Genomic DNA, 23,187 nt, shown 5'->3' with positions numbered 1-23,187 from the left:
TCGTATCGCGGGGCAAGCCCGCTCCCACAGAAGACGCATGACGACTTTCGTGGGAGCGGGCTTGCCCGCGAATGGGGCGCCAGGCGCCCCCGCCGATCAGAGACCGTAGCTCATCAGGCGGTCGTAGCGACGCTTGAGCAGGGTGTCGTTGTCGAGCTTGCCGAGCATGTCCAACTGCTCGAGCAGGTCGGCACGGATGCCGGCGGCCATCTTGACCGGGTCACGATGGGCGCCGCCCAGTGGCTCGCCAATGACCTTGTCGACGATGTTCAGGCTCTTCAGGCGCTCGGCAGTGATGCCCATGGCTTCGGCCGCATCCGGCGCCTTGTCGGCGGTCTTCCACAGGATCGAGGCGCAGCCTTCCGGCGAGATCACCGAATAGGTGGAGTACTGCAGCATGTTCAGCTGGTCGCACACGCCAATGGCCAGTGCACCGCCCGAACCGCCCTCACCGATAACGGTGGCGATGATCGGGGTTTTCAGGCGCGCCATGACCCGCAGGTTCCAGGCGATGGCTTCGCTCTGGTTGCGCTCTTCGGCGTCGATGCCTGGGTAGGCGCCCGGGGTGTCGATGAAGGTCAGGATCGGCATCTTGAAGCGCTCGGCCATTTCCATCAGGCGGCAGGCCTTGCGGTAGCCTTCAGGACGCGGCATGCCGAAGTTGCGGCGCACCTTCTCGCGCACTTCGCGGCCCTTCTGGTGACCGATGACCATCACCGGCTTGCCGTCCAGACGCGCAGTACCGCCCACGATCGCGGCGTCGTCGGAGAAGTGACGGTCGCCGTGCAGCTCTTCGAACTCGGTGAAGATGTGATCGATGTAGTCCAGGGTGTACGGACGACGCGGGTGACGTGCCAGGCGGGCGATCTGCCAGCTGGTCAGGTTGCCGAAGATGCTTTCGGTCAGGGTGCTGCTCTTGTCTTGCAGACGGGCAATTTCATCGCTGATGTTCAGCGAGTTGTCGTTACCGACCAGGCGCAGCTCTTCGATCTTGGCTTGCAGGTCGGCAATCGGCTGTTCGAAATCGAGAAAATTCGGGTTCATAGGCATCCGTCTTGGGTCTACGGCCAGGCGGCCGGCCGGTTGATCCGTTTGGCGCCATACCTTACGGGATCTGGCGCATTCAGGTCGAGATTAAAATTCGTCGTTTCAACGGTATTGCAGGAAGACGTTCTCACGTCCGAACTGGTCACGCAGCGCCTGAATCAGGCCATCGGCGGGGTCGATGGACCACTCGTCGCCGAACTGCAGCATGGCCTTGGCGTCGCTGCCGGTGTACTCGAGGGTGATCGGGCAGCCGCCGCGATGACGGGTGATCAGCTCGCCCAGCCAGGCCAGGCGATCGCCCTTGAGCGCATCATGGGCGATCTTCAGGCGCAGGCTCTCGGCCAGCTTGGTGCGGGCATCCTCCATGGTCATCACCTGCTTCACACGCAGGCGCAGGCCGCCGGAGAAGTCGTCGTTGCTGACTTCTCCCTCGACCACCACCATCGCATCGGTCTGCAGCAACGCCTGGGCCGCCATGAAGGCATCGGCGAACAGCGAGGCCTCGATGCGACCGGAGCGGTCGTCAAGGGTGACGAAGCCCATCTTGTCACCCTTCTTGTTCTTCATCACCCGCAGGGCAATGATCATCCCGGCGATGGTCTGGGTATCGCGCGCCGGCTTGAGGTCGACGATGCGCTGGCGGGCGAACCGGCGAATTTCGGTTTCGTACTCGTCGATCGGGTGGCCGGTGAGGTACAGCCCGAGGGTATCCTTCTCGCCCTTCAGGCGCTCCTTGAGCGTCAGCTCGCGGACCTTGTGGTGGTTGGCGTAGACGTCGGAGTCTTCCTCGACGAACAGGCCACCGAACAGGTCGATGTGGCCGCTGTCGGCGGTGCGCGCGGTCTGCTCGGCGGACTTGATCGCCTCCTCGAGCGCCGACAGCAGCACTGCACGGTTGCGGTCGATGTTGGCCTGGTAGGCCTTGATCTCGTCGTGGAAGTGCGGACCGAGCCGGTCCAGCGCACCGCTGCGGATCAGCGCGTCGAGGGTGCGCTTGTTGATGCGCTTGAGGTCGACGCGATCGCAGAAGTCGAACAGGTCCTTGAACGGACCACCTTCGGCACGTGCCTCGACGATCGCCTCCACCGGGCCCTCGCCCACGCCCTTGATCGCGCCAAGGCCGTAGACGATGCGGCCATCGTTGTTGACGGTGAACTTGAAGTCGGAGAAGTTCACGTCCGGCGCATCCAGGCGCAGCTTCATGCTGCGGACTTCCTCGACCAGCACCACCACCTTGTCGGTGTTGTGCATGTCCGCCGACAGCACTGCGGCCATGAACGGCGCCGGATGGTGGGTCTTGAGCCAGGCGGTCTGGTACGACACCAGGCCGTAGGCGGCGGAGTGGGATTTGTTGAAGCCGTAACCGGCGAACTTCTCTACCAGGTCGAAGATGTTACCTGCAAGATCCGCATCGATATTGTTGGCCACGCAGCCTTCGATGAAACCGCCGCGCTGCTTGGCCATCTCCTCGGGCTTCTTCTTGCCCATGGCCCGGCGCAGCATGTCGGCGCCGCCGAGGGTGTAGCCGGCCATCACCTGGGCGATCTGCATCACCTGTTCCTGGTACAGGATGATGCCGTAGGTGGGCGCCAGCACCGGCTTGAGGCCTTCGTACTGGTAGTCCGAGTGCGGGTAGGCCAGCTCTGCGCGGCCGTGCTTGCGGTTGATGAAGTCATCCACCATGCCCGATTGCAGCGGACCGGGGCGGAACAACGCCACCAGTGCGATGAGGTCTTCCAGGCAGTCGGGCTTGAGCTTCTTGATCAGCTCCTTCATGCCGCGCGATTCGAGCTGGAACACCGCCGTGGTCTCGGCCTTCTGCAGCAGCTCGTAGGTCTTGCGGTCGTCCAGCGGGATGAAGTCGATGTTGACGTCGGGCAGGTCTTTCTTTTTCTGCTCGCGGTTGATGATCTCCATCGCCCACTTGATGATCGTCAGGGTGCGCAGGCCGAGGAAGTCGAACTTCACCAGGCCCGCCGCCTCGACGTCGTCCTTGTCGAACTGGGTCACCAGGCCGCCGCCCTCTTCGTCACAGGCGATCGGCGAGAAATCGGTGAGCTTGGTGGGCGCGATCACCACGCCACCGGCGTGCTTGCCGGTACCACGCGTGACCCCCTCGAGCTTGAGCGCCATGTCCCAGATCTCGCGAGCGTCTTCGTCGCCCTTGAGGAAGTCGCGCAGGATCTCCTCCTGCTCGTAGGCCTTCTCCAGGGTCATGCCCACTTCGAACGGGATCATCTTCGACAGGCGGTCGGCCAGGCCGTAGGACTTGCCCTGCACCCGCGCCACGTCGCGCACCACCGCCTTGGCAGCCATGGTGCCGAAGGTGATGATCTGGCTGACCGCGTTGCGCCCGTAGGCCTCGGCCACGTAGTCGATCACCCGGTCGCGGCCATCCATGCAGAAGTCGACGTCGAAGTCGGGCATGGAAACACGTTCAGGGTTGAGGAAGCGCTCGAACAGCAGGTCGTAGGCCAGCGGGTCGAGGTCGGTGATCTTCAACACGTAGGCCACCAGCGAACCGGCACCCGAACCCCGACCCGGCCCCACCGGCACGTCGTTGTTCTTGGCCCACTTGATGAAGTCCATGACGATCAGGAAGTAACCGGGGAAGCCCATCTGGATGATGATATCCAGCTCGAACTTCAGGCGGTCCAGGTAGACCTGGCGCTTCTCTTCGTAATCGGGCGTGGTCTCTTTCGGCCAGAGCACGGCCAGACGTTCTTCCAGGCCCTCGTGGGAGACGTGGCGCAGGTAATCGTCGATGCCCATGCCGTTGGGCGTCGGGAAATCGGGAAGGAAGTACTTGCCCAGCTGCACGGTGATGTTGCAGCGCTTGGCGATCTCGACGGTGTTCGCGATCGCATCCGGCAGGTCGCTGAACAGCTCGGCCATCTCCTCGGGCGACTTGAGATACTGCTGGTCGCTGTAGCCGCGTGGACGCCGCGGGTCGTCAAGGGTCCAGCCCTCGCCGATGCAGACGCGGGTCTCGTGGGCGTCGAAATCGGACTGCTTGATGAAGCGCACGTCGTTGGTCGCGACCAGCGGCGCGCCGAGCTTGTCGGCCAGGGCCACGGCGGCGTGCAGGTAGTCTTCGTCACCCGCGCGATTGGTGCGCTGCACCTCGACGTAGAAGCGCTCCGGCAGCATCTGCATCCAGTCGCGCAGCAGGGCCTCGGCCTCCTCGCTGCGCCCGGAAAGCAGCGCCATGCCGATATCGCCCTCGCGCGCCGCCGACAGGCCGATCAGGCCCTCGCTGGCGGGCGCGATCCAGTCGCGCTGGATGATCACCAGGCCGTTGCGCTGGCCGTCGGTCCAGCCCTTGGAGATCAGCTCGGTGAGATTGCGATAACCCTGGGGATTCATGGCCAGGAAGCAGATGCGCGACAGCGGTGCCTCCGGGTCGGCACCGGCCAGCCACAGGTCGGCGCCGCAGATCGGCTTGATGCCTGCGCCCATGGCGGTTTTGTAGAACTTCACCAGCGAGCACATGTTGCTCTGGTCGGTGATCGCCACCGCCGGCATGTTCATCCCCGCCAATGCCTTGGCCAGCGGCTTGATCCGCACCAGGCCATCGACCAGGGAGAATTCGGAATGCACGCGAAGGTGAACGAAGGAAACCGACATGGAAGATCCTGTAGCAGCGCTGAACGACAAGGGCGGGATTGTAGCGTAATTAGCCGGAAGGTTTGGGGCCGCATAGCGGCCCCAGGAGATCAGATCAAGGTGCTGGCAAGCCCTTCACGGGCGTCCCAGGCCGCCCGCACCGGGGCGAAGGAGCGCCGGTGGATGGGCGTCGGCCCCAGGCGCACCAGGGCTTCGAGGTGGACCGGCGTCGGATAGCCCTTGTGCCCGCCGATACCGTAGCCCGGGTAGATCAGCTCGAACGCGCTCATTTCCCGGTCACGGGTCACTTTCGCCAGGATCGATGCGGCGGCAATGGCCGGCACCTGGGAATCACCCTTGACCACCGGCGCCGCCGGCACCGACAGTTTCGGACAGCGGTTGCCGTCGATCAGGGCCAGCTTCGGCAGGACGCTCAAGCCTTCCACCGCACGCTGCATCGCCAGCATCGTCGCCTGGAGGATGTTCAGGCGGTCGATCTCCTCGACCGAAGCGCGGGCGATGCAAAAGGCCAGCGCCTTTTCGCAGATCTCGTCGAACAACGCCTCGCGACGCGCCTCGGTGAGCTTCTTCGAGTCGTTCAGGCCAAGGATCGGCCGTTGCGGATCAAGGATCACTGCCGCGGTGACCACATCACCGCACAGCGGGCCACGCCCCACTTCGTCGACACCGGCGACCAGCTCCTCAACCAGGGTGAAATCCAGTCCCATCTGCATGTCATCGATCCTTCAGCAAGGCCAGTACCGCCTCGGCGGCCTGGTTGGAGGCGTCGCGGCGCAAGGTGCGGTGAATCTGGTCGAAGTTGCGGGTCTGCTCGTCGCCACCTGCCAGCAAGGGAGCCAGCGTGCCCGCCAGTGCTTCGGGTGTTGCGTCGTCCTGCAGCAACTCCGGAACCAGCAGGCGCTGGGCCAGCAGGTTCGGCAGCGACACGTAGGGGCTTTTGACCATGCGCTTGAGGATCCAGAAGGTCAGCGGCGCCAGGCGATAGGCAACCACCATCGGACGCTTGTACAGCAAGGCTTCCAGCGTGGCAGTGCCGGAGGCGATGAGTACCGCGTCGCAGGCTGCAAGCGCCTGGTGCGACTGGCCGTCGAGCAAGGTCAGCGGCAGATCGCGCCCCTGCAGCATCTGCTCGAGCTGGGCGCGCCGCGCCGCATTGGCGCAAGGCGACACGAAGCGCACCCCCGGCACCAGCGCCTGCAGGCGCTTGGCGGTATCGAGGAACAGCTCGCCGAGCCGTCCCACTTCGCCACCACGGCTACCGGGCATCAAGGCCACCAGAGGACCGTCAGGCAGCCCCAACGCGGCGCGTGCAGCACTGCGATCAGCTTCCAGCGGGATGGTATCGGCCAGCGGGTGCCCGACGAAACGCACCGGCACGCCCTTCTCTTCGTAGAACTTCGCCTCGAAGGGCAACAGCGTCAGCATCAGGTCGCAGCCTTCGCGGATCTTCAACACCCGCTTCTGCCGCCAGGCCCAGACCGACGGGCTGACGTAATGCACGGTCTTGATCCCGGCCTGACGCAGCTTCAATTCGATGTTGAGGGTGAAGTCCGGGGCGTCGATGCCGATGAACACATCTGGCTTTTCGCCGATCAACGTCTGGATCAGGTCCTTGCGGCGCTTGAGCAGCTCACGCAGGCGCCCCAGCACCTCGACCAGCCCCATGACCGCAAGCCGCTCCATGGGGAAGTACGACTGCATGCCCTCGGCCTCCATCAGCGGGCCACCGACACCGATGAAGCGGATATCGGGGTGCCGCGCCTTGAGCGCACGCATCAGGCCGGAGCCGAGAATATCGCCGCTGGCCTCACCTGCGACCAGCGCCACGCAAAGCGACGCCATGTCAGCGGGTGATGCCGCGGGCGGAGTCGATGATCGACTTGCGGAACAGCTCGACTTCCGGATGCTGTCCGGCCAGCTCGCCCAGCTCGTTGATCGCTTCTTCGACGGTCAATCCCTGGCGGTAGACGATCTTGTAGGCGCGGCGCAGGTCGTGAATGACTTCATCGCTGAAACCGCGACGGCGCATGCCTTCGAAGTTCATGCTGCGCGCTTCGGCCGGGCTGCCGAACACCGTGACGAACGCCGGCACGTCCTTGCCGATGGCAGTACCCATGCCGGAAAACGCGTGGGCACCGATATGGCAGTACTGATGCACCAAGGTATAGCCGGACAGGATCGCCCAGTCCCCCACATGCACATGTCCGGCCAGCGCGGTGTTGTTGACCAGGATGCAATGGTTGCCGATCACGCTGTCATGGCCGATATGGGCATAGGCCATGATCAGGTTGTGATCGCCAAGCGTGGTTTCCGAGCGGTCCTGGATGGTGCCGCGATGAATGGTGACACCTTCGCGGATCACGTTGTGATCGCCGATCACCAGGCGCGTCGGCTCACCCTTGTACTTCAGGTCAGGGGTGTCTTCGCCGATCGAGCTGAACTGGTAGATGCGATTGTGCCTGCCGATCCGGGTCGGCCCCTTGAGCACCACGTGCGGACCGATGACGGTGCCCTCCCCGATTTCGACATCGGGGCCTACGATCGACCATGGGCCAACCTCGACGCCCTCGGCCAACCTGGCCGAAGGGTCGATGATCGCCCGTGGATCAATCGAACTCATAGGGAGCGTTCCGCGCAGGTGATCTCGGCCGAGCAGACCGGCTTGCCGTCGACCAGGGCACGGCACTCGAACTTCCAGATCATACTCTTGCGGCTGAGGAACCTGGCTTCAAGCACGAGTTGATCGCCCGGCAGCACCGGCTGGCGGAAGCGCAGTTTGTCGGAACCTACGAAGTAGTACAGGGTGCCATCGGCAGGCTTCGCATCGAGCATCTTGAAGCCGAGAATCCCGGCCGCCTGGGCCATCGCCTCGATGATCAGCACGCCCGGCATGATCGGATGCGCCGGGAAATGGCCATTGAAGAATGGCTCGTTGATGCTGACATTCTTGTAGGCACGAATGCTCTGGGCCTCGAAGTCCAGCTCCGTGACCCGGTCGACCAGCAGGAACGGGTAACGGTGAGGCAGGTATTCGCGAATCTCGTTGATGTCCATCATTTCGGGGGGAAGCCTGTAATAAGAATAGGGAGCGCAGGTGCTGACCACACGCTCCTTTTGCAGTCCAAAGAGGAGCCAGCTAGCGACTGTTCACTCTTGCTCAGGAAATGGTATCAGCCTTCTGATGCCGGCTGGCCACCTGAGGTCACGGTATCGACACGTTTTTCCAGTTGCTGCAGACGCTTGGACATCTCGTCGAGCTGGCGGATACGCGCTGCGCTCTTGCGCCACTCGGCCAACGGCTGCATGGCAGTACCGGAAGAATAGCCGCCCGGCTCGGTAATCGAGCGGGTAACCATGGTCATGCCGGAAACGAATACGTTGTCGCAGACGTCGATGTGACCGACCATCCCGACGCCGCCCGCGATCATGCAATGCTTGCCGATTCGCGTGCTGCCGGAGATACCGACACAGGCCGCCATGGCGGTGTGGTCACCGACCTGAACGTTGTGGGCAATCTGGATCTGGTTGTCGAGCTTCACGCCATTGCCGATACAGGTATCGGACAGGGCGCCACGGTCCACGGCGGTATTGACGCCGATTTCCACGTCGTCACCCAGCGTCACGCCGCCGATCTGGGCGATCTTCTGCCAGATACCCTTCTCGTTGGCGAAACCGAAGCCTTCGCCGCCAATCACTGCGCCAGACTGGATTACCACACGCTTGCCGATCGTCACGTCGTGGTACAGCGTCACGCGTGGCGCAAGCCAGCCGCCCTCACCGATGACGCAGCGGGCACCGACGAAGCAGTGCGCACCGACGGTCACGTTGGCATCGATGCGTGCGCCACTTTCGACGACCGCAAATGGCCCGATACTGGCACTGGCATCCACCTGGGCGTCATCAGCCACCACGGCGCTGGGATGGATTCCCGCTACAGCCTTGGGCTTTGGATCGAACAGGTGGGAAATGCGCGCGTAGGCCAGGTAAGGATCAGGAACGATCAGTGCGTTGCCGGTGAAGCCTTCTGCGTCCTCGGCCTTGAGCAGCACCGCCGACGCCTGGCTTTCGTCCAGGAACTTGCGGTACTGGCGATTGGCCAGGAAGCTCAACTGCCCCGGGCCGGCTTCCTGCAAGGTAGCCAGCCCGGTGATTTCAAGCGACTCCGGGCCACTGAGCGTGGCCCCGAGGGTCTCGGCCAGCTGGCCGAGGGTCATGGTCACGGTCATATCAACGCGCTTGATTCATGCGCTCGATGACCTGGCGGGTGATGTCGTACTGAGGCTTGACATCGATTACCGCACCACGCTCGAGGACCAGGTCGAAACCGCCCTTCTTGATCACTTCCTCGACGGCACCATCGAGCTTGGGCTTGAGCTGCTTGAGCATGTCGCGGTCAGCAACGGCCTTGGCTTCGTTCAGTTCCTTGGACTGGAACTGGAAGTCACGGGCCTTTTGCTTGAACTCGAGCTCCAGGCGCTCACGCTCCTGCTGCTGCATCTTGTCGCCGCCCTTGATCAGGCGATCCTGGATGCCCTTGGCGCTGCTTTCGAGGGTCTTGAGCTGAGTGAGCTGCGGACCGAATTTCTTTTCGGCGTCGACGGCGTACTTCTTCGCGGCGTCGGATTCGAGCAGCGCCATCTGGTAGTTCAGAACGGCAATCTTCATTTCGGCGAAAGCCGGGGTGGCGACCAGCGCCGCGGCCACTACGGCCAGTTGAGTCAACTTACGCACGATGCACTCCTGGATAAACCGTTGTCGTTATGCGAGGGCCGACTCAGAAAGTCTGGCCCAGAGAGAATTGGAACACCTGGGTGTCGGCGTCGTCCGGCTTCTTGATCGGCATCGCGAGGCTGAAGCTCAGCGGGCCCAGCGCGGTGATCCAGGTCACACCCAGACCGACGGAGCTGGCCATGTCGGAGAAACCGACCTTCGCGCAATCGGGCTTGCTGCCGCAATTGGTGTCGAACACGTTACCCACGTCCCAGAAGACCGAGGTGCGCAGCGAGCGCTGGTCCTTGACGAACGGCAGCGGGAACAACAGCTCGACGCCACCCTGCACGAGGACGTTACCACCGAACGGCAGCGGGTCCTGGTCCGGGTCACGAATGGTGCCCGGCTTGCCACCCAGGTTACCTTCACCGCGGCTTGGAGTACTGCGTGGGCCCAGGCTGCTGTCCTTGAAGCCACGAACGGAGTTGAAACCACCCGCGTAGTAGTTCTCGTAGAACGGCAGGCCCGAAGTACCGCCGAAGCCATCACCATAGCCCAACTCGGTATGCAGGCGCAGGGTGTAGTCGTTGCTCAGTGGCTTGAACAGCTGGCCACGGTAATCGAGCTTGTAGAACGACAGGTCGCTGCCCGGCACGGTGGTTTCCAGGGTCAGGCTTTGCGAGTGACCACGGGTTGCCAGCACACCCTTGTTCAGGGTCGACTCGGACCAGCCGATCGACGCCTTGAAGTTCAGGAAGTTGTCGCCTTCCTTGTCAAGGAAATCGAAGATCTCGTCGACGGTGTAGCGGCCGGTCTTGATCTTGTCCTGCTGTACGGTCAGGCCGTAGGTCAGGCGCGAAGTCTCGCTGATCGGGTAGCCGAGGCTGACGCCGGCGCCGAGGCTGTCTACCGCATAGCTCGCCACGTCGACGTCGAGGTCGTCGTAGTTGGTGCTGCGGTAGAAGGCGTTGTAGCCCAGGCTCACGCCATCGGCAGTGAAGTAGGGGTCGACGAAGCCGAAGTTGTAGCGGGTCTGGTATTCGCTTCGGGTCAGGCCGATGGATACCTTGTTGCCGCTACCGAGGAAGTTGCTCTGGCTGATCGAGCCACCGAGGATCAGGCCCGCGCTCTGGGCGAAGCCGACGCTGGCGGTGATCGAGCCGGACGCCTGCTCCTCGACCGCGTAGTTGACGTCGACCTGGTCGTCGGTACCCGGTACCGGCGGCGTTTCGACGTTGACTTCCTTGAAGAAGCCCAGGCGCTCCAGACGGGTCTTGGACTGGTCGATCAGGTAGGTGGAAGCCCAACCGCCTTCCATCTGGCGCATCTCGCGACGCAGCACTTCGTCTTCGGTCTTGGTGTTGCCGCGGTAGTTGATGCGGTTGACGTAGGCACGCTTGCCCGGATCGACGACGAACATGATGTCGACGGTGTGATCCTGGTCGTTCGGCTGCGGTACGCCGTTGACGTTGGCGAAGGTGTAGCCTTCGTTACCCAGGCGACGGGTGATCAGGTCGGAAGTGGTGGTCATCACCTTGCGCGAGAACACCTGGCCCGGTTGTACCAGCAGCAGCGACTTGACCTGGTCTTCCGGCACCTTGAGGTCGCCGGACAGCTTCACGTCACGAACGGTGTACTTCTCGCCTTCGTTGACGTTGACGGTGATGTAGACGTGCTTCTTGTCCGGCGTGATCGACACCTGGGTGGAGGCGATGTCCATGTTGATGTAGCCGCGGTCCAGGTAGTAGGAACGCAGGCGCTCCAGGTCACCGGAGAGTTTTTCACGGGCGTACTTGTCGTCGTTCTTGAAGAACGACAGCCAGTTGGTGGTCTTCAGCTCGAAGAGTTGCGAAAGGTCTTCGTCGCTGAACACGGTGTTGCCCACCACGTTGATGTGCTGGATGGCGGCGACGGTGCCTTCGTTGATCTTGATCTTCAGGCCGACACGGTTGCGCGGCTGCGGCACGACTTCGGCGTCGACCTCGGCCGAGTAGCGGCCCTGGGCCACGTACTGGCGCTGCAGCTCGTTGCGCACGCCTTCGAGCGTGGCGCGCTGGAAGATCTCGCCCTCGGCCAGGCCGGACTGCTTGAGGCCCTTCATCAGGTCTTCGGTACTGATCGCCTTGTTGCCCTCGATCTCGATGCTCGAGACCGACGGACGCTCGACCACGTTGATGATCAGGACATTGCCGTCGCGATCCAGCTGGATGTCCTGGAAGAAACCGGTCTTGAACAGCGAGCGGGTCGAATCCACCAGGCGACGGTCATCGACCTGGTCGCCCACGTTCAACGGCAACGCGCCGAACACGCTGCCGGCGGAAACCCGCTGCAGGCCGTTGACACGAATATCGGAGATGGTGAAGGACTCGGCGTGAACTTCAGCGATCATCAGTGCGGAGAGGACCGCAGTTAGCAGCAGACGTTTCATGAAGTCCTTTTATTCCAACTGGCAATAAACAACCCGCCACCGCAACGCGGCGGCAGGTTCGCAATAGAGCGAAGCGTTAAAGTCGACCCAGATCGTTGATCAGGGCGAGCAACATCACCCCTATGACCAAACTGATACCGATCTGGACCCCCCAACCTTGCACCCGATCCGAGAGCGGACGACCGCGCGCCCACTCGATCAGGTAAAACAGCAAATGCCCCCCATCCAGTACCGGGATGGGCAGCAGGTTCAGAACCCCCAGGCTTATGCTCAGGTAGGCCAGGAAATTCAGGAAATCCCCAACGCCCGACTGGGCTGAAGCGCCCGCCACTTTAGCAATGGTTATCGGTCCGCTCAAGTTTTTTACCGAGAGCTCCCCGAACAGCATTTTCTTCAGCGATTCAAGGGTCAGGACACTCATGTTCCAGGTGCGGGAGAGCCCCTCGCCGACCGCTTCCAGCGGGCCGTAGCTGACCTCGCGGAGCATGTTCGCCGGCCATTCGGTCGCCTTGACTCCGGCGCCCAGGTAGCCTCCGGAGGCCTGGCCCTCACCTTTGCGGCCCAGTGTCACCGGCAGCTCGACCTGCGCGCCGTCACGTTCGATACGCAACTGCACCTTGGCCTCGGGCCGGGCGCGCACGGTGTCGACCACCTGCTGCCAGTCGCCCAGGGCGATGCCGTCGAGGGACAGCAGCTTGTCACCGGCCTTGAGCCCGGCAGCGGCGGCCGGGCCTTTCGGATCGATCTCGGCCAGCACCGGCGTCACGGCCGGGCGCCACGGGCGCAGCCCCAGGGACTGGATCGGATCGGGCTCGTCGGCCCCTTTGAGCCACTGGTCCAGGCGGATTTCATGCTGGCGCTCCAGCGTGCCGCCCTCATCGCGCACCCCCACCCGCAGATTGCCGCTCTCGCCCAGGCGACGCACCAGCTGCAGGTTGACCGCCGACCAGCCGCTGGTCGGCTTGCCATCAATGGAAACAATTTCCTGACCGGCCGCCAGGCCGGCCGACGCTGCCAGGCTGCCCGACTCGACGGCGCCGATCACTGGGCGCACCTGCTGGCTGCCGAGCATGGCGACGACCCAGAAGAACAGGATGGCAAGCAGGAAGTTGGCGACAGGGCCAGCGGCGACAATGGCGATACGCTGCCCCACCGACTTGCGGTTGAAGGATTGATCCACCAGCGCCGGCGGTACGTCGCCCTCGCGCTCGTCGAGCATCTTCACGTAGCCGCCCAGCGGAATGGCGGCTACGACGAACTCGGTGCCGTGGCGGTCGTGCCAGCGCACCAGCGGCGTGCCGAAGCCCACCGAGAAGCGCAGGACCTTGACGCCGCACTTGCGCGCCACCCAGAAGTGGCCGAACTCGTGGAAGGTGACCAGTACACCCAGGGCCACCAGGGTGCCGATAATCATGTAGAGCGCAGTCATGTTCATCTCCGAATGATGTTCAGCCGGGCCTGGGGCCGACAGGGGGTCAACGGCCGTGGCGGCTCAACCATTCCCGGGACAGCTCCCGGGCCCGCTGGTCGGCGGCGAATACCGCATCCAGCGAAGGCAACGGCACTACCGGCTCCTGCTCGAGCACCTGCTCGATCATACCCGCGATTTCCGGGAAGCGGATACGCCGCTGGAGAAATGCCTCGACCGCCACTTCGTTGGCGGCGTTGAGCACTGCCGGGGCACTGTTGCCCGCCTCCGCAGCTTCGCGTGCCAGGCGCAGGCAAGGGAACCGCTGCTCGTCGGGCGCCTGGAAATCCAGACGGGCGACCGCGAACAGGTCCAGCGGCGCCACCCCCGAATCGATCCGCTCGGGCCAGGCCAGGGCATTGGCGATCGGCGTGCGCATGTCGGGGTTGCCCAACTGCGCCAGCACCGACCCATCGACATAATCGACCAGCGAATGAATCACGCTTTGCGGGTGCACCACCACTTCGACCTTCGACGGCACGGCATCGAACAGCCAGCAGGCTTCGATCAGCTCGAGGCCCTTGTTCATCATGCTCGCCGAATCGACGGAGATCTTGCGCCCCATCGACCAGTTGGGGTGGGCACAGGCCTGTTCCGGCGTCACCTCCATCAGCGCCGCCGCGGAGGTTTCGCGGAACGGCCCGCCCGAGGCGGTCAGCAGGATGCGTCGCACCCCGACCTGGCCCAGGCCACGGGCATAGTCGCCCGGCAGGCACTGGAAGATCGCGTTGTGCTCGCTGTCGATCGGCAGCAGCACCGCGCCGCTGTTGCGCACCGCCTCCATGAACAGCGCGCCGGACATCACCAGCGCTTCCTTGTTGGCCAGCAGCACCTTCTTGCCCGCCTGCACCGCAGCCAGGGTCGGGCGAAGACCGGCAGCGCCGACGATGGCGGCCATCACTGCATCCACCTCGCCCGCGGAGGCGACCTGGCACAGCCCCGCCTCACCTTCGAGCACTTCGGTAGAGCAGCCCGCAGCCGCCAGGCCATCACGCAGGCGCGTGGCCGAGTCGGCATCCGGAACCACGGCATAGGCCGGGCGATGCCGCAGGCAGAGCGCCAGCAATTCATCCAGGCGCGAGTAGCCGCTCAGGGCGAACACCTGGTAGCGCTCGGGGTGACGGGCAATCACGTCCAGCGTGCTCAGGCCGATCGAACCGGTCGCCCCGAGCACGGTAATCCGCTGCACGCCACTCACATCACACCCCACTCGGCGGCCCACAGCAGCACGGCGAACATCGGAATGGCCGCCGTCAGGCTGTCGATGCGGTCAAGCACGCCGCCGTGGCCAGGCAGCAGGTTACTGCTGTCCTTGATGCCCTCGCGACGCTTGAACATGCTTTCGGTCAGGTCACCGATCACCGACGACATGACCACGATCACTGCACCGACCAGGCCGAGCAGCAACTGCCCCAGCCCCCAGTCGCGCACCAGGCCCACCACCAGGGTGATCAGCAGGCTGACAGCCATGCCGCCGTACACGCCTTCCCAGCTCTTGCCGGGGCTGACCTGCGGCGCCAGCTTGCGCTTGCCGAAGGCACGCCCGGAGAAGTAGGCGCCGATATCGGCGGCCCAGACCAGCACCATCACTGCAAGGATCAGCCCGTTGCCGAGCGGCCAGTGCTTGAGCAGCAGCAAGCCTTGCCAGGCCGGCAACAACACCAGCAGGCCGATCAGCAGGCGACAGGCGGCACTGTTCCACAGCTCGCTGCTACGCGGATAAGTGAGCACCAGCCAGGTCGCCAGCCCCCACCAGATCACCGCCGCGCCCAGCACCCAGGGTGCCAGTTCGGGCAGGATGTACAGCAGCATCAGCGCTCCGGCGACCACTGCGGCGTAGGCGATGCGCATCGACTGGGCCACCAGCCCGGCCAGACGCGCCCATTCCCAGGCACCCAGGGTCACGACGAAACCGATGAACAGCGCGAAATCGGCGCCATTGAGCAGGAAGAAGCCGCCCAGCGCGACCGGCAGCAGGATCAGCGCGGTAATGATGCGTTGTTTAAGCATTAAGCACGGGCTCCAGCCTCGACCTGCTCGCTGGTCTTACCGAAGCGGCGCTGGCGCGAGGCGAAATCGGCCAGTGCGTTACGCATGGCCTCGTGTTTGAAGTCCGGCCAGTACAGGTCGGAGAAATACAGCTCGGCATAGGCCAGCTGCCACAGCAGGAAATTGCTGATGCGGTGCTCGCCACCGGTACGGATGCACAAGTCGGGCAGCGGCAACTCGCCCGTGGAGAGGCAGGTCTGCAGCAGGCCCGGGGTGATGTCGTCCGGGCGCAGGTGCCCGGCCTGGACTTCACGCGCCAGGCGCTGGGCAGCCTGGGCGATGTCCCACTGGCCACCATAATTGGCGGCGATCTGCAGGATGAAGCGGTCGTTGCCGGCGGTCAGCGCCTCGGCTTCGCGCATCGCCGCCTGCAGCTCCGGGTGAAACCGCGAACGGTCACCGATGATGCGCAGGGCGATGTTGTTGTCGTTCAGGCGCTTGGCCTCGCGGCGCAAGGCCGAGAAGAACAGCTCCATCAGCGCACCCACCTCATCGGCCGGACGCTGCCAGTTTTCGCTGGAGAAGGCGAAAAGCGTGAGCACCTCGACCTTGGCTTCGGCGCAGACCTCGATCACCGCGCGTACGGCGTCGACACCTGCCTTGTGCCCGGCCACGCCAGGCAGCAGGCGTTTCTTCGCCCAGCGGTTGTTGCCATCCATGATGATGGCCACGTGACGCGGCACCGAGCTCGGTGCCGCTGGCTTGGTCTTTTCCATGAAAAAGTCCTGGCCTCAGACGGCCATCAGGTCCTTTTCCTTGGCTTTGTACGCAGCGTCGGCTTCGGCTACGAACTTGTCGGTCAGCTTCTGGATCTCGTCAGCTGCACGACGCTCTTCGTCTTCGCTGATTTCCTTGTCCTTGGTCAGCTTCTTCAAGTCGGCCAGGGCGTCACGGCGCACGTTGCGCACGGCGACCTTGGCGTCTTCGGCAACGCCGCTGGCCTGCTTGGTGTAGCCCTTGCGGGTTTCCTCGGTCAGGGCAGGCATCGGCACACGAATGGTGGTACCGGCGCTCGACGGGTTCAGGCCCAGGTCGGAGGTCAGGATGGCCTTCTCGATGGCGGCGCTGAGGTTCTTGTCGTGGGCGACGATCTTCAGGGTGCGGGCGTCCTCGACGGTGATCGCGGCCACCTGGTTCAGCGGCATGTCGCTGCCCCAGGCAGAGACCTTGACGCTGTCCAGGATGCTTGGGTGCGCGCGACCGGTGCGGATTGCAGCCAGGTGACGGCCCAGGGCCTCGATGGACTTGCCCATGCGCTCCTGCGCGTCTTTCTTGATGTCGTTGATCATGCTTCGCCTTCCTCGATCAAAGTACCTTCAGCGCCACCCACCACGATGTTCAGCAGGGCGCCAGGCTTGTTCATGTTGAATACCCGCAATGGCATCTTGTGGTCGCGGCACAGGCAGATTGCGGTCAGGTCCATGACACCGAGCTTGCGATCCAGCACCTCGTCGTAGGTGAGGTGGTCGAACTTCTCGGCGTGTGGATCCTTGAATGGATCGGCAGTGTACACGCCATCCACCTTGGTCGCCTTCAGCACCACGTCGGCATCGATCTCGATGGCGCGCAGGCAGGCTGCGGAGTCGGTGGTGAAGAACGGGTTGCCGGTACCGGCGGAGAAAATTACCACATCCCCGGAGTTGAGGTGGCGAATAGCTTTGCGACGATCGTAATGATCGGTGACGCCAACCATGGAGATGGCGGACATGACCAGGGCCGGGATGTTCGAGCGCTCCAGCGCATCGCGCATGGCCAGTGCGTTCATCACGGTGGCCAGCATGCCCATGTGATCGCCGGTGACGCGGTCCATGCCGGCTGCGCTGAGCGCGGCTCCGCGGAACAGGTTGCCACCACCGATCACCAGGCCGACCTGGACGCCGATACCGACCAGCTGGCCGACTTCCAGGGCCATGCGGTCCAGCACCTTCGGGTCGATCCCGAAGTCTTCGGAGCCCATCAGGGCCTCGCCGCTAAGTTTGAGCAAAATGCGTTTATAGCGAGGTTGGCGACCACTCACCTGCTGAGCCATTGCGAGTCTCTCCTGCGGCGTACTTTTAGAAAATTCCGTGCGGGCTGTGTGCAGCCTGCTAACTGTAGCGTGGCACTGCTTCAGTGCCAGCACGCGGGGGCCAGATAAACCCTTGCGCGCTTTGACAAAGAGGCTGCGCGCGTGAGCGGGCAGCCTCTTCGGGGCGACAGACGAGTCCGTCTTACTGCTTGGCGGCAGCGACCTGGGCGGCCACTTCGGCAGCGAAGTCGTCAACCGGCTTCTCGATGCCTTCGCCGACCTTGAAGTAGGTGAAGGAAACGATTTCAGCACCGGCTTTCTTCGCCAGATCGCCGACCTTGACTTCCGGGTTCATGACGAAGGCCTGCTCTTTGAGCGAAGCTTCTGCCTTGAACTTGGTGATACGGCCGTTGATCATGTTCTCGACGATGTTTTCCGGCTTGCCGGCGATCTTGTCGGCGTTCAGCTGCAGGAAGACGCCCTTCTCGCGCTCGATGGCCTCGGCGGAGATTTCCGACGAATCCAGGAACTCGGGGTTCGACGCTGCAACGTGCATGGCGATGTTCTTCGCCAGCTCGACGTCACCGCCTTTCAGAACGACGGCAGCGCCGATCTTGTTGCCGTGCAGGTAGGCACCGACCACGTCGCCTTCAACACGCACCAGACGGCGGATGTTGACGTTTTCGCCGCACTTGGCGACCAGGGCTTCACGGGCAGCTTCACGCGAGGCGATCAGCGGAGCGGCGTCGGTCAGCTTCTGGGCAAAGGCTTCTTCCAGGCTTTCGGCGACGAAGTTCTTGAAGTCGTCTTGCAGGGCCAGGAAGTCGGTCTGCGAGTTCACTTCCAGCAGAACGGCGACCTTACCGTCGGTCTTGACGGCGATAGCGCCTTCAGCAGCGACGTTGCCAGCCTTCTTGGCGGCCTTGATGGCGCCGGAGGCACGCATGTCGTCAATGGCTTTCTCGATGTCGCCGCCGGCCTTTTCCAGGGCCTTCTTGCAATCCATCATGCCTTCGCCGGTACGCTCGCGCAGTTCTTTGACCAGCGCTGCAGTAATTGCTGCCATTTCAAAATCCTCTTGGAAAGTTTTTCAACCATTCCACCCGCTCATCACGGGCGTTCAATTCTGGAAATCCGCTGTCTTCACATCAGCGTCACGCATGATGCGGCGCGCTTCTGACAGGAGGATTTCAGGTGGCAAAAAGGGGGCCAAGCCCCCTTTTCGCGTGCCAAGTAGACGCCGGGCGTCAATTACTCGGCAGCAGGTGCCGCCGCTTCTTCAGCGTAGACTTCGGTACCGCCGGCAACGTTGTTGCGGCCGCGGATGACGGCGTCAGCCATCGAAGTCATGTACAGCTCGATGGCGCGGATTGCGTCGTCGTTGCCTGGGATCACGAAGTCAACGCCTTCCGGGCTGCTGTTGGTATCGACAACGCCGATGACCGGGATGCCCAGCTTGTTGGCTTCGGTGATTGCAATGCGCTCGTGATCGACGTCGATGACGAACAGTGCGTCAGGCAGACCGCCCATGTCCTTGATGCCGCCCAGGCTGCGATCCAGTTTTTCCAGGTCGCGCGAGCGCATCAGGGCTTCTTTCTTGGTCAGCTTGGCGAAGGTGCCATCTTCGGCCTGGGTTTCCAGGTCGCGCAGACGCTTGATCGAAGCACGGATGGTCTTGTAGTTGGTCAGCATGCCGCCCAACCAGCGGTGATCAACGTATGGCGAACCGCAACGAGCAGCTTGCTCGGCGACCAGTTTGCCAGCGGAACGCTTGGTGCCGACGAACAGGATCTTGTTCTTGCCCTGGGCCAGGCGCTCTACGAACGACAGAGCGTCGTTGAACATCGGCAGGGTTTTTTCCAGGTTGATGATGTGGATCTTGTTGCGCGCGCCGAAAATGTACTTGCCCATTTTCGGGTTCCAGTAACGGGTCTGGTGGCCGAAGTGCACACCGGCCTTCAGCATATCGCGCATGTTGACTTGGGACATGATAGTTCCTTGATAAGTCGGGTTGGGCCTCCACGTATCCCAATGACCAACCCATGGATCCGAGGATCCCGGGCACCCAGGCCATCGTGTCGACACGTGTGTGGGTTTGAGCTGACGGGGACCTCCCCGAAAGCGGCGCATTTTATACCACAGACAGAAGACGAACGGAACCCGCAAGGTGCTTCATCCGTCAGTGGCTTTTGCAGCAGCCCGGCAATCGCGCCAGAATGCCTCCCATAGACCACCGGATCCACGGTTTTCTCCCCACAGAACGCCGCCCTGCTCTGTTAGAATCCGGCCTTTCCCGTTTGTTGCGCGCCGCCCGGCGCCGTAGAGAGCCTGTAATGACCGTCACCATCAAGACCGCAGAAGACATCGAGAAGATGCGCATCGCCGGCCGCCTGGCCGCCGAAGTCCTCGAAATGATCGAAGAGCACGTCAAGCCTGGCGTGACCACCGAGGAACTCGACCGCCTGTGCCACGACTACATCGTCAACGTCCAGCAGGCGATCCCGGCACCGCTCAACTACAAGGGCTTCCCCAAGTCGATCTGCACCTCGATCAACCATGTGGTCTGCCACGGCATCCCCAACGAGAAGCCGCTCAAGGATGGCGACACCATCAACATCGACGTGACCGTGATCAAGGACGGCTACCACGGCGACACCAGCCGCATGTTCCATGTCGGCAGCGTCGCACCCTGGGCCGAGCGCCTGTCCAAGGTCACCCAGGAATGCCTGTACAAGGCCATCGAGCTGGTCAAGCCGGGCTGCCGCCTGGGCGACATCGGCGAGGTGATCCAGAAGCACGCCGAAAAGAACGGTTTCTCGGTGGTGCGCGAGTTCTGCGGCCACGGCATCGGCAAGGTCTTCCATGAAGAGCCGCAGATCCTCCACTACGGCAAGGCCGGTACCGGCATGGAACTGAAAGAAGGCATGACCTTCACCATCGAGCCGATGATCAACCAGGGCAAGGCCGACACCAAGGTGCTGGGCGACGGCTGGACCGCCATCACCAAGGACCGCAAGCTCTCGGCCCAGTGGGAGCACACCCTGGTGGTCACCGCCGGCGGCTACGAGATCTTCACCCTGCGCAAAGACGACACCATCCCCCGTACCTCGGCCTAACTCGATTCAGGAAGGCGACCCGATGCCCCAGGTGGATCCAGAGCTGTTCGATCGCGGCCAGTTCCAGGCGGAGCTGGCGCTCAAGGCGAGTCCCATCCCCGCCTTCAAGAAGGCCCTGCGCCAGGCCGGCGAGGTGTTCGACAGGCGCTTTCGCGAAGGCGCCGAGATCCGCAGCCTGATCGGCGACCGCGCCTGGTTCGTCGACAACATCCTGCAGCAGGCCTGGAATCAGTTCGACTGGGGCGTGCAGGACGGCATCGCCCTGGTGGCGGTTGGCGGCTACGGGCGCGGCGAGCTTCACCCTTGGTCGGACATCGACCTGCTGATCCTGCTCGACCACGCCGAGCACGAGCAGTACCGCGAGGCCATCGAGCGTTTCCTGACGCTGCTGTGGGACATCGGCCTGGAGGTCGGCCAGAGCGTGCGCACGGTCGAGGAATGCGCCGAGCAGGCGCGCGCCGACCTGACGGTGATCACCAACCTGATGGAAAGCCGCACCATCGCCGGGCCCGAAGCCCTGCGCGAGCGCATGCTGGAGGTCACCAGCACCGCGCACATGTGGCCGAGCAAGGAGTTTTTCCTCGCCAAACGCGCCGAGCTCAAGGCACGCCACCACAAGTACAACGACACCGAATACAACCTCGAGCCCAACGTCAAGGGCTCGCCCGGCGGCCTGCGCGATATCCAGACGGTGCTCTGGGTCGCCCGCCGCCAGTACGGCACCCTCAACCTGCACGCCCTGGCCGGTGAAGGCTTCCTGCTGGAAAGCGAGAACGAGCTGCTGGCCTCCTCGCAGGCCTTCCTCTGGCGTGTGCGCTACGCCCTGCACATGCTCGCCGGCCGCGCCGAGGATCGCCTGCTGTTCGACCACCAGCGCAGCATCGCCGACCTGCTCGGCTACAGCGACGAGAACCCCAAGCGCGCCATCGAGCAGTTCATGCAGCAGTACTACCGGGTGGTGATGAGCATCAGCCAGTTGTGCGACCTGATCATCCAGCACTTCGAGGAAGTGATCCTGGCCGACGACAGCGGCAGCACCCAGCCGCTCAACGCGCGCTTCCGCCTGCACGACGGCTATATAGAAGCGGTCAACCCGAACGTCTTCAAGCGCACCCCGTTCGCCATGCTGGAAATCTTCGTGCTGATGGCCCAGCACCCCGAGATCAAGGGCGTGCGCGCCGACACTGTGCGCCAGCTGCGCGAACACCGCCACCTGATCGACGACAAGTTCCGCAACGATATCCGCAACACCAGCCTGTTCATCGAGCTGTTCAAGTGCGAGATCGGTATCCATCGCAACCTGCGGCGCATGAACCGCTACGGCATCCTCGGCCGCTACCTGCCCGAGTTCGGCCTGATCGTCGGGCAGATGCAGCACGACCTGTTCCACATCTATACGGTCGATGCGCACACGCTCAACCTGATCAAGCACCTGCGCAAGCTGCAATACACGCCGGTATCGGAAAAATTCCCGCTGGCCAGCAAGCTCATGGGGCGCCTGCCCAAGCCCGAGCTGATCTACCTGGCAGGCCTTTATCACGACATCGGCAAGGGTCGCCAGGGCGATCATTCCGAGCTCGGCGCAGTGGATGCGCAAGCCTTCTGCGAACGCCACCAGTTGCCGGCCTGGGACTCGCGGCTGATCGTCTGGCTGGTGCAGAACCACCTGGTGATGTCCACCACCGCCCAGCGCAAGGACCTCTCCGACCCGCAGGTCATCAACGATTTCGCCCTGCACATGGGTGACGAGACGCGCCTGGACTACCTCTACGTGCTGACCGTGGCCGACATCAACGCCACCAACCCCAGCCTGTGGAACTCCTGGCGTGCCAGCCTGCTACGCCAGCTCTACACCGAGACCAAGCGCGCCCTGCGCCGTGGCCTGGAAAACCCGCTGGACCGCGAGGAGCAGATCCGCCAGACACAAAGTGCCGCCCTGGACATCCTGGTGCGCGAAGGCACCGACCCGGACGACGTGGAACAGCTGTGGTCGCAGCTGGGCGACGACTACTTCCTCAAGCACACCGCCGCCGACGTGGCCTGGCACAGCGATGCGATCCTCCAGCAACCGGCCGACGGCGGCCCGCTGGTGCTGATCAAGGAAACCACCCAGCGCGAGTTCGAAGGCGGCACGCAGATCTTCATCTACGCCCCTGACCAGCACGACTTCTTCGCCGTGACCGTGGCGGCGATGTCGCAGCTCAACCTGAACATCCACGACGCCCGCATCATCACCTCCAGCAGCCAGTTCACCCTCGACACCTATATCGTGCTCGACAACGACGGCGGCTCGATCGGCGACAATCCGCAGCGGGTCAGGCAGATCCGCGAAGGCCTGACCGAAGCGCTGCGCAATCCCGAGGACTACCCGACCATCATCCAGCGCCGGGTGCCGCGCCAGCTCAAGCACTTCAACTTCGCGCCGCAGGTGACCATCCTCAACGATGCCCAGCGCCCAGTGACCATCCTCGAAATCACCGCCCCCGACCGGCCCGGCCTGCTGGCGCGCCTGGGGCGGATCTTCCTGGAGTTCGACCTGTCGCTGCAGAACGCCAAGATCGCCACCCTCGGCGAGCGCGTGGAAGACGTGTTCTTCATCACCGATGCCGATAACCAGCCGCTGTCCGATCCGCAACTGTGCAGCCGCCTGCAGGAAGCCATCATCGAGCAGTTGCAGGCCGGCCAGGCCAACGACACCAGCCCCACCCGCGTGACCTTCTGACGATTACGAGAC

19 protein-coding genes are annotated in these 23,187 nt (G+C 63.4%); 2 read left to right on the top strand and 17 right to left on the bottom strand.

The window, feature by feature from the left end:
• Positions 1–96: 96 nt before the first annotated feature.
• The 17 genes from accA to rpsB form a co-directional block, all read right to left on the bottom strand.
• Positions 97–1,044 carry an acetyl-CoA carboxylase carboxyl transferase subunit alpha gene (gene accA, locus AC1TXO_RS06310; RefSeq protein WP_486405521.1) on the bottom strand — a complete coding sequence of 316 codons (948 nt, stop codon included), beginning with the start codon at positions 1,042–1,044 and terminating at the stop codon, positions 97–99.
• A 105-nt stretch (positions 1,045–1,149) separates the two neighbouring features.
• A complete protein-coding gene (gene dnaE / locus AC1TXO_RS06305) occupies positions 1,150–4,674 on the bottom strand; it encodes a DNA polymerase III subunit alpha (protein WP_486405520.1) in 3,525 nt (1,174 codons plus the stop codon).
• An 89-nt stretch (positions 4,675–4,763) separates the two neighbouring features.
• Positions 4,764–5,387: a ribonuclease HII gene (rnhB, locus tag AC1TXO_RS06300; protein WP_486405519.1), complete on the bottom strand. Its 624-nt coding sequence runs from the start codon at positions 5,385–5,387 to the stop codon at positions 4,764–4,766.
• Position 5,388: 1 nt separating this feature from the next.
• Positions 5,389–6,516, bottom strand: a complete 1,128-nt coding sequence (gene lpxB, locus AC1TXO_RS06295) for a lipid-A-disaccharide synthase (protein ID WP_486405518.1) — start codon at positions 6,514–6,516, stop codon at positions 5,389–5,391.
• 1 nt (position 6,517) lies between these two features.
• A complete protein-coding gene (gene lpxA, locus AC1TXO_RS06290) occupies positions 6,518–7,294 on the bottom strand; it encodes an acyl-ACP--UDP-N-acetylglucosamine O-acyltransferase (protein ID WP_486405517.1) in 777 nt (258 codons plus the stop codon).
• Positions 7,291–7,731: a 3-hydroxyacyl-ACP dehydratase FabZ gene (fabZ, locus tag AC1TXO_RS06285; RefSeq protein ID WP_486405516.1), complete on the bottom strand. Its 441-nt coding sequence runs from the start codon at positions 7,729–7,731 to the stop codon at positions 7,291–7,293. The genes lpxA and fabZ overlap by 4 nt, the downstream gene beginning before the upstream one ends.
• A gap of 113 nt (positions 7,732–7,844) precedes the next feature.
• Positions 7,845–8,900 carry a UDP-3-O-(3-hydroxymyristoyl)glucosamine N-acyltransferase gene (gene lpxD, locus AC1TXO_RS06280; protein ID WP_486405515.1) on the bottom strand — a complete coding sequence of 352 codons (1,056 nt, stop codon included), beginning with the start codon at positions 8,898–8,900 and terminating at the stop codon, positions 7,845–7,847.
• Between the two features lies 1 nt (position 8,901).
• Entirely contained in the window at positions 8,902–9,405 is a 504-nt protein-coding gene (locus tag AC1TXO_RS06275) for an OmpH family outer membrane protein (RefSeq protein ID WP_486405514.1), read from the bottom strand.
• Positions 9,406–9,448: 43 nt separating this feature from the next.
• The gene (bamA, locus tag AC1TXO_RS06270; RefSeq protein ID WP_486405513.1) at positions 9,449–11,812 is read right to left on the bottom strand and encodes an outer membrane protein assembly factor BamA; all 2,364 of its coding nucleotides are present in this window, start codon (positions 11,810–11,812) and stop codon (positions 9,449–9,451) included.
• Positions 11,813–11,888: 76 nt separating this feature from the next.
• On the bottom strand, positions 11,889–13,241 hold the full coding sequence (gene rseP, locus AC1TXO_RS06265; RefSeq protein ID WP_486405512.1) for a sigma E protease regulator RseP: 1,353 nt from the start codon (positions 13,239–13,241) through the stop codon (positions 11,889–11,891).
• Positions 13,242–13,287: 46 nt separating this feature from the next.
• Positions 13,288–14,478 (bottom strand): 1-deoxy-D-xylulose-5-phosphate reductoisomerase, encoded by a 1,191-nt coding sequence (gene ispC / locus AC1TXO_RS06260; RefSeq protein ID WP_486405511.1) that lies wholly within the window; start codon positions 14,476–14,478, stop codon positions 13,288–13,290.
• On the bottom strand, positions 14,475–15,290 hold the full coding sequence (locus AC1TXO_RS06255; protein WP_486405510.1) for a phosphatidate cytidylyltransferase: 816 nt from the start codon (positions 15,288–15,290) through the stop codon (positions 14,475–14,477). Before AC1TXO_RS06255 ends, ispC begins: the two co-directional genes overlap by 4 nt.
• Positions 15,290–16,045, bottom strand: a complete 756-nt coding sequence (uppS, locus tag AC1TXO_RS06250; RefSeq protein WP_486405509.1) for a polyprenyl diphosphate synthase — start codon at positions 16,043–16,045, stop codon at positions 15,290–15,292. Before uppS ends, AC1TXO_RS06255 begins: the two co-directional genes overlap by 1 nt.
• A gap of 15 nt (positions 16,046–16,060) precedes the next feature.
• Complete coding sequence (gene frr, locus AC1TXO_RS06245; RefSeq protein WP_486405508.1) at positions 16,061–16,618, bottom strand: ribosome recycling factor; 558 nt, start codon at positions 16,616–16,618, stop codon at positions 16,061–16,063.
• Positions 16,615–17,358, bottom strand: a complete 744-nt coding sequence (gene pyrH, locus AC1TXO_RS06240) for a UMP kinase (protein WP_023381972.1) — start codon at positions 17,356–17,358, stop codon at positions 16,615–16,617. The genes frr and pyrH overlap by 4 nt, the downstream gene beginning before the upstream one ends.
• A gap of 181 nt (positions 17,359–17,539) precedes the next feature.
• Entirely contained in the window at positions 17,540–18,403 is an 864-nt protein-coding gene (tsf, locus tag AC1TXO_RS06235) for a translation elongation factor Ts (RefSeq protein ID WP_054891080.1), read from the bottom strand.
• Positions 18,404–18,588: 185 nt separating this feature from the next.
• On the bottom strand, positions 18,589–19,326 hold the full coding sequence (gene rpsB, locus AC1TXO_RS06230) for a 30S ribosomal protein S2 (RefSeq protein ID WP_054891081.1): 738 nt from the start codon (positions 19,324–19,326) through the stop codon (positions 18,589–18,591).
• Positions 19,327–19,670: 344 nt separating this feature from the next.
• Between rpsB and map the strand changes: the two genes are divergently transcribed.
• Both map and AC1TXO_RS06220 read left to right on the top strand, forming a co-directional pair.
• The gene (gene map, locus AC1TXO_RS06225) at positions 19,671–20,453 is read left to right on the top strand and encodes a type I methionyl aminopeptidase (protein ID WP_486405507.1); all 783 of its coding nucleotides are present in this window, start codon (positions 19,671–19,673) and stop codon (positions 20,451–20,453) included.
• 22 nt (positions 20,454–20,475) lie between these two features.
• Complete coding sequence (locus AC1TXO_RS06220) at positions 20,476–23,175, top strand: [protein-PII] uridylyltransferase (RefSeq protein ID WP_486405506.1); 2,700 nt, start codon at positions 20,476–20,478, stop codon at positions 23,173–23,175.
• The last annotated feature ends 12 nt before the right edge of the window (positions 23,176–23,187 follow it).

It is taken from the genome of Pseudomonas sp. FA117 (genome assembly GCF_057370475.1).
The sequence above is the reverse complement of the archived record's forward strand: the minus strand, read 5'-3'. Positions and strand labels throughout refer to the sequence as shown.

Bases quoted from the DNA above. Each gene is read 5' to 3' on its own strand.
- AC1TXO_RS06255 (WP_486405510.1), bottom strand. From the start codon at position 15,290: ATGCTTAAACAACGCATCATTACCGCGCTGATCCTGCTGCCGGTCGCG.
- dnaE (WP_486405520.1), bottom strand. From the start codon at position 4,674: ATGTCGGTTTCCTTCGTTCACCTTCGCGTGCATTCCGAATTCTCCCTG.
- lpxA (WP_486405517.1), bottom strand. From the start codon at position 7,294: ATGAGTTCGATTGATCCACGGGCGATCATCGACCCTTCGGCCAGGTTG.
- fabZ (WP_486405516.1), bottom strand. From the start codon at position 7,731: ATGATGGACATCAACGAGATTCGCGAATACCTGCCTCACCGTTACCCG.
- lpxB (WP_486405518.1), bottom strand. From the start codon at position 6,516: ATGGCGTCGCTTTGCGTGGCGCTGGTCGCAGGTGAGGCCAGCGGCGAT.
- rpsB (WP_054891081.1), bottom strand. From the start codon at position 19,326: ATGTCCCAAGTCAACATGCGCGATATGCTGAAGGCCGGTGTGCACTTC.
- accA (WP_486405521.1), bottom strand. From the start codon at position 1,044: ATGAACCCGAATTTTCTCGATTTCGAACAGCCGATTGCCGACCTGCAA.
- tsf (WP_054891080.1), bottom strand. From the start codon at position 18,403: ATGGCAGCAATTACTGCAGCGCTGGTCAAAGAACTGCGCGAGCGTACC.
- lpxD (WP_486405515.1), bottom strand. From the start codon at position 8,900: ATGACCGTGACCATGACCCTCGGCCAGCTGGCCGAGACCCTCGGGGCC.
- pyrH (WP_023381972.1), bottom strand. From the start codon at position 17,358: ATGGCTCAGCAGGTGAGTGGTCGCCAACCTCGCTATAAACGCATTTTG.
- AC1TXO_RS06220 (WP_486405506.1), top strand. From the start codon at position 20,476: ATGCCCCAGGTGGATCCAGAGCTGTTCGATCGCGGCCAGTTCCAGGCG.
- frr (WP_486405508.1), bottom strand. From the start codon at position 16,618: ATGATCAACGACATCAAGAAAGACGCGCAGGAGCGCATGGGCAAGTCC.
- map (WP_486405507.1), top strand. From the start codon at position 19,671: ATGACCGTCACCATCAAGACCGCAGAAGACATCGAGAAGATGCGCATC.
- bamA (WP_486405513.1), bottom strand. From the start codon at position 11,812: ATGAAACGTCTGCTGCTAACTGCGGTCCTCTCCGCACTGATGATCGCT.
- rseP (WP_486405512.1), bottom strand. From the start codon at position 13,241: ATGACTGCGCTCTACATGATTATCGGCACCCTGGTGGCCCTGGGTGTA.
- rnhB (WP_486405519.1), bottom strand. From the start codon at position 5,387: ATGCAGATGGGACTGGATTTCACCCTGGTTGAGGAGCTGGTCGCCGGT.
- uppS (WP_486405509.1), bottom strand. From the start codon at position 16,045: ATGGAAAAGACCAAGCCAGCGGCACCGAGCTCGGTGCCGCGTCACGTG.